Here is a 6,567-nt window from a genome sequence, read left to right on the forward strand (position 1 = left end):
GATGAAACTGAGAGACATGCTCATTGATGTCATCCTTACAAGCAGCTAACTGCTCTGCGGTTTTTTCTAGCTGTTCAGCTCGCTCGGAATAACGTCGGGTAATATCGACAATGACTTGCATGCTTTCGTTAAATGACTCAGCAGTCACGTTTTGCTCAACCGATGCCGATGATAAGTTAATCGCCTGATCAGCAACATTGCTGACTAAATCTTGAACATTGTGCAGGTGTGAAGCAATATCATTCACTTGTTGGTGAGAGGCAGACATCGCATTGCGGCTCTGTTCCATGACTTCAACCGCTTGTGAGGCATCTTCACGCAATGAGGTGATGATGGTTTTAATTTCTAGAGTCGAGCTTTGTGTTCGTTGTGCAAGCAAACGTACTTCATCTGCCACCACAGCAAAACCACGCCCCTGATCACCAGCACGTGCCGCTTCAATGGCGGCATTCAGTGCCAATAAGTTGGTTTGCTCGGAAATGCTATTGATGACTTCAAGCACGGAGCTGATGTTTTCCGTCCCTTTCGCTAGCTGCTCAACGACAGTGGATGCCCCCATAATATTGCTATCTAGTGTGGTAAAACCCTTAATCGCGTCGTCGGTCACTTCATTACAACGATTGATGAGCTGCTGACTTCTGCCTGCACTTTCTGCAACTTCAGAAATACTGCCTGTAATCTCATTCATTGTTGCCGTCAATTGAGTCATCGCCGTCGCAACGAGTTCAGATTCTGATAACTGTCTTTTCGAGCCGTTATTGTTTTCCGTTGCCATCACGCCCACGTCTGCCGCGATAGTGTTAAGTGCACCAAGGTTATGACTGATGTCCCCTACCATAGCACGTAGCGATCTCGTCATATCGTTGATCGCAATCGCAAGGCTGGCCATTTCATCTTTACCTGTGGTTGGCAAATGATGGTGTAATTCCCCCGCAGCCAAATGCTTTACAATACGAATAGTCGCATTAACTGGGGTAACCACAGAACGCGTAATCACCAAACCAATAAAGAAGCTCGCAATAACGGAAAGCAGGCAAACCACAATACTGACTATCGAACTAAAGCGCTCCGATTCCTCCATTTGGGTTTCAATGTTACTCGCTAACGTTTTGGCACTATCACGCACTTGTACTGCATATGTGTTCATTACTTCACGAGTATGAACAAGGTTAGAAACATACTGAGCAACTTGATTTAACTCATTTTGATATTCAGCAACTTCGTTACCCGTCACCATAATATTGCGATTCCACTCTTCAAGCTGATGCTGCCACGCTTCAATCAATGACGGTTCTAATTGCAGTTCAACCTGCATTCTTGCTTTACTTAGTTGTATTAATCTCAATTGTGCGCTGTCAGATAAAAACTCACTTGCCCACTTTTCTTCTAATTGTTCAAGCTGCTTATTGATGCTTTGAACCTTATTCATCTGTTGATTGAAGGCATCGAATTCCTTGCCATAAGCAACACTTGCAAATTCAAATGTCTCAACTAATTCACGGTTATCCGGATGAGTAAAAATATGTTCATTAGCAATAAAATTATCTAAGTTGACCTTATGCCACTTTTTGAAACGTTGAGCATAAACAGGGTCTCGTGTATTAAGGTAGCTATTTTCTAATACTTGCAAACCAAACACTTCACGTACGCCAACATGCGCTTTAATCAACTGACTGACTTGGCTCTTCGTCACCGAGTGAGAGCGAAGACCTTCTCCATAAATCACCAACGACAATAGGATGATGATGGCAAACCCGGCCCCTAATCGTTTAGCAAAACCATACTGGTTCAAATGAAACATCTGACTTCCTCATGAATCTATTAAATAAAAACTACGTACATTGAATACCAAACACTTCTCTCACGCAGATTCATAATTATTTAAATATCATTGAATTGTACCGTGTTTTTCATCATCCCTTTGTGACTTTATGCACAAAACGAAAACAAACGAAAGGTAATGACTTTTACCTTATTACCAACTTGCAAAAAAAAACAAAAGAAAAAGAAAGTTGATATACAATAAGATGAGTTTAGTATACTAGTTCGTATTATCAAAATGATAGATTGTGTCCATTTTTAGATCTTATAAGTTACTGTAAGTATTAAAAATGTTAATTCTCTTAAATAAAATACTTTGATGCCAGCAGGTATTGGACGAATATTAAATAAGTTATTTGTGCGCTGCATACCTAGATGAAAGTAGATGAAGAAGAGAAGAGTGCAGCCTGTCACGGAATTGAAAGCTGCAACATGATTCAATCAAACTAGTTTAACTGAGTTGAGCCTGCACTTATTTAATTTTTATATCGCCGACAACCCCCTGAATATTAGAGTTTGAATACTAAAAATGGCGCGCTGTTTAAAAAAGTCAGATGCGACGCTTGGTTAACGATACTTTATAAAAAAAACAATTCGCAAGTGGTTAGCTTGTTGTAAGCTTGCTTTCGATTTAGTATATAATCCTTTTAAAGAAACAAAATGAAAGTTAGTTTCATGTTACAGGAGTAATCCAATGATAACGGCGGTCGAAAGACGCAATGAAATTGTTGAGCTAGTCAATTCTGTCGGCAGAGCCCGTGTTGAAGACTTGGCCTCTAAGTTTAATGTGTCCAGTGTTACAATTCGTAGCGATCTCTCTTTTCTTGAAAAGAATGGCTATATTGTCCGTTCACACGGCGCAGCAATCCCTAATTCAGGATTAATCTCTGAGTTGTCGGTCCACGAAAAACGACGTCATAACTCTGAGAGTAAAGCGCTCTTAGGTAAGGCGGCAGCAAAACTCGTAGAAGATGGTGACACTGTGATCCTAGATTCCGGTACCACGACGCTAGAAATTGCACGTTATTTAAATAACGTCGAAAACGTAGTCGTGATGACTAATGGACTCGATGTCGCGATGGAACTCTCATCGAAATCAGGCGTTGAAGTCTTAATGACCGGTGGCGTTTTGAGAAAAAAAGCTATGTCTTTTTCAGGACCAAAGTCAGAAGCAGGATTGCAAAATTATCGCTTCGATAAAGTGTTCTTAGGCGTAGATGGTTTCGATATTAAAGCGGGTATTACAACATACAGCGAACAGGAAGCCTCCCTCAACCGACTCATGTGTGAAGTGGCAGATAAAATAATTGCTGTGGCAGATTCAAGTAAGTTTGGCAAACGCAGCTGCCACATGATTCGAGCATTTAACAACATTGATACGCTGGTCACTGATTCAAACATTCCAGATGAATATTTGAAAGAACTACAAGATCAAGGAGTTAACGTCATTATTGTACAAACATCTCCTCAATAAATCGTACTCACTTTTGTCACGGTCGACATGCTGTTCTCGACAGCTGGACATAACCTAAAGCGGTTCAGGACATTTCATTGGTGTAGCTAATGTCTTCCATATAGGGCCGCCTAATGTTATTCAAATCTATTTTCTCCCCTACTATACCCGTTCAACTTGAAGATGCAGGTTTCAATATCTGAAAATTATCTGTAATTCTGGATGCGAGTGAGCCTGCAACTTCAGGGAGCGTTACATCAAAAAACGTTTTGATAGCAGAGGTGAATGCTGCTTTGGAGGGAAAATAGACGTTGTTCCTCACATGCTCATTCATTACTTTCCAAAGCCGCTCTATCGGATTTAAGTTCGGACTATATGGCGGAAAGTAATGAAGCTCTATATTGAGCTTCCAAAAGAAGCGAACAATACTCTCGCTATCTATCGTCTCATAAGTATCGGTGATCGTGGCGCTAATATCTTTCAGGGGGAGAGCACCGATTAAATTCACTCGAGTACGACTACCTGTCGTTTCAATAAGCTTATCCTGACCCTTACGGATCCAGCCATAGCTGAGCTTTGTTGATTGAGTCGGATGAACAGCATCCATGAAAAGCACTGGCGCATCATTGGACTTAAGCACCTCGTTGTAATACTCGATAAATGCTTGCTGCTCTTCAGGTTTTAGCTTGTGCGGTACACCTTTAGGCTTTTTGTATGAAAAACCGTGGTGATGTAACCACTTATTCATGCCTGCAACTGTGTAGCGAACGCCGAATTCAGCCTCGACGTAAGCAACGATTTGATGGGTATGGAAATAAGTTTTTTCAGTCAAATGCTCGATTAGATGCATGGTTTGGGTAGCAGAAAGCTTGCTTTGGCTTCCACCATTTTCAGGCTTGAGTTTTTCAGAAAGCACGTAGTCGCTGAGGTGACGTGCAACAGTCGATTCGTGAATGCGAAGAGCTTGAGAAATCATCGCCTGACTCCAACCTTCAGACGCAAGTAAGACCGCTTTGATGCGGTCACGTACTCGACCATCACGAGTGGAATCGTGCATCTCTTCGAGTTGTAGTTTCTGTTGGGGAGTCAGTGTTATTTTCATGGAGCGTAGCATGATCCTGATTTTATGAAAAATCAAGCATCTTCAATGATCACTGGTATAATACTAAGCCCCTTAAATTTTTCTTCCTGTTACTTTTCACAGGCACTTAGATAAAGAGATCAAAGCACAAGCTCTATGTAAGAATAAGTATTTTTAGAGGAGAGGACTTCGGCCTACTAAAGCGATTCCGTTAAGACCTCCATATACCTAGAAGCCAAAAATTGGACTGGCATTTAAACTCTTAAAGCCACCATTTCGTTTTGATCAACCAGCTCATGAGGTGTCTCCCCAACAAAATAGTAGGCATCAAAACGGTTTTCATTATAATGAAGATACCGCTTGATCAATACTGCGGAAATCATGTCACCCAGGTTTCTTTTAATTCAATCGCTGGGTTAACGCATAAAAAATTAGCTTTTTTACCGACAGCGATGGAACCATATTTATCCTCAACACCCAATAAACGAGCCGGAAATAAACTGGCTGATTCAATCGCATGTTTTAATTCCACACCCGCCATGGTTGATAAATTCTTCACCCCTTGGAATAACGCTAAAGTACTCCCTGCTAATCCCCCTTCTTGGGTGGTCACAATGCCGCTTTGCATACGGACCGCATTACCGCCCAAGAAATACTCACCATCAGGTTGGCCAGTTGCACGCATGGCATCGCTGATCAGCACTAAACGTTCTGCGGCACAACTGACACAAATTTTCATTGCTGCTGGATGAACATGATGGCCATCTGCAATCAACTCAATATAAGCTCGTGAGTCACTGAGCCCAGCGCCTACCACACCGGGTTCTCGATGATGAAGGCCACTCATCCCGTTGTAGCAATGGACAATGCCATCTGCACCGGCCTCAAATGCCGAGTTTGCTTGAGCGTAACTCGCATTGGTATGTGCCAACATCACGTTGAGTCCTCGCTGTTTCAAATGACGAATGGCGTGGCATGCATTCTTTTTTTCTGGTGCTAACGCAACCGCTTTTAATGTGTCTCGACTGACTGCGATCAGATGATCCAGTTCCTGTGTGTCCAACTCACGGAATAAACTGGCATCATGAGCACCTTTATGCCGCTCGGTAAAATAAGGGCCTTCTAAATAACTGCCTAAAATCGTCGCCCCAGGAACACCTTGCACCATGGCTTCAGCCACATTAATCAAAGCACGTTCAATATGTGGTAGCTGATCGGTAACCGTGGTTGCGAGAAAAGCGCCAACGCCTTGACTCGCTAAATGTTGTGATAATTGGGTTAATGATTCGAGCGTGCCGTCCATCACATCGACACCAGCGCCACCATGCACGTGTGAGTCAACCAGTGCGGGTAACATCACTTCCACTTGCATCATGGTGGATATATCGTCTTCGGGCTGCTTAGGCCGAATTTGCGTAAAACACTCATCTTCGATGCTAATAATGTAATCTTGCTGCCATCCTTGCTCGGTAAGAATCTGTTTTACATTAATTTTCACTTTATTCGCTCCTCGACATATCACAAAAGCATTCGGTTAAATGCCTTCACATGCCGTTTCGGTCTGTGATTGTTTGGCCAACTCATCAAATAAACATGTCATTCCACGGTGGCCACATAACAAGGCTTGTTCTCTAAATTCGGTAATGTTGAGTTCGTCACGCTCCAACATCATCTCTAAAATTAATTGCAGGTTAGCCCCTGTAATGACTTCTATATTACCGTGCTCTAAAGCAAGGGTTGACGCGATACGAAATGGACTGCCACCCAATAAGTCGGTGATAAATACCAGCCCATCTTGTGTACCAACATTCTCCATTGCGGCTCGAAATTGTGCTTCCAGTTGTTGGGTTGTTGATTCCGGAGGGAAATCAATCGCTACACATTGCTCTTGTACCCCAATCACTTGGTGCATGGCTTTTTCCATACCTGAGGCAAATGCACCATGGCCGGAAATAATCACACTCAACATCTTCTTTTCCTCTTCTATTAAAGAGGGGGATCCAGCTGACTTAAAGCATAAGCGAAGTCATCGATTATCCAACGCTCATGGCAACACCAAGTCAATTGGCTGGTACGTTGATCCCTTTAAGGATTCACGCCCCCTCTGATTGGCCGTTTTCTCTCTCGGTTAAAGCGTTATAAGAAACCGATAAAACGACCCGCAACCGCCATCACAACCGTAACCACAATCAGTTTAATTGGGCTCCAACCA

5 protein-coding genes are annotated in these 6,567 nt (G+C 42.6%); 1 reads left to right on the plus strand and 4 read right to left on the minus strand.

Annotated elements, in window-relative coordinates; all coding sequences use genetic code 11:
* On the minus strand, window positions 1-1,801 hold a 1,801-nt coding region (locus tag B7C60_RS05140; protein WP_216639305.1), incomplete at its 3' end, for a methyl-accepting chemotaxis protein.
* A 714-nt stretch (window positions 1,802-2,515) separates the two neighbouring features.
* On the opposite strand from B7C60_RS05140, the gene agaR reads away from it, so the two are divergent.
* On the plus strand, window positions 2,516-3,295 hold the full coding sequence (gene agaR / locus B7C60_RS05145) for a transcriptional repressor AgaR (RefSeq protein ID WP_099610730.1): 780 nt from the start codon (window positions 2,516-2,518) through the stop codon (window positions 3,293-3,295).
* A 151-nt stretch (window positions 3,296-3,446) separates the two neighbouring features.
* Here the strand turns inward: agaR and B7C60_RS05150 are convergent, their stop codons facing one another.
* From B7C60_RS05150 to agaF, 3 genes are all read right to left on the minus strand, one after another.
* Complete coding sequence (locus B7C60_RS05150) at window positions 3,447-4,376, minus strand: IS630 family transposase (protein WP_099610731.1); 930 nt, start codon at window positions 4,374-4,376, stop codon at window positions 3,447-3,449.
* Window positions 4,377-4,734: 358 nt separating this feature from the next.
* Complete coding sequence (gene nagA, locus B7C60_RS05155; protein WP_099610732.1) at window positions 4,735-5,853, minus strand: N-acetylglucosamine-6-phosphate deacetylase; 1,119 nt, start codon at window positions 5,851-5,853, stop codon at window positions 4,735-4,737.
* A 36-nt stretch (window positions 5,854-5,889) separates the two neighbouring features.
* Entirely contained in the window at window positions 5,890-6,324 is a 435-nt protein-coding gene (agaF, locus tag B7C60_RS05160; RefSeq protein ID WP_099610733.1) for a PTS galactosamine/N-acetylgalactosamine transporter subunit IIA, read from the minus strand.
* Window positions 6,325-6,567: the final 243 nt, after the last annotated feature.

The sequence above is a fragment of the Vibrio fujianensis genome (assembly GCF_002749895.1).
Lineage (GTDB): Bacteria > Pseudomonadota > Gammaproteobacteria > Enterobacterales > Vibrionaceae > Vibrio > Vibrio fujianensis.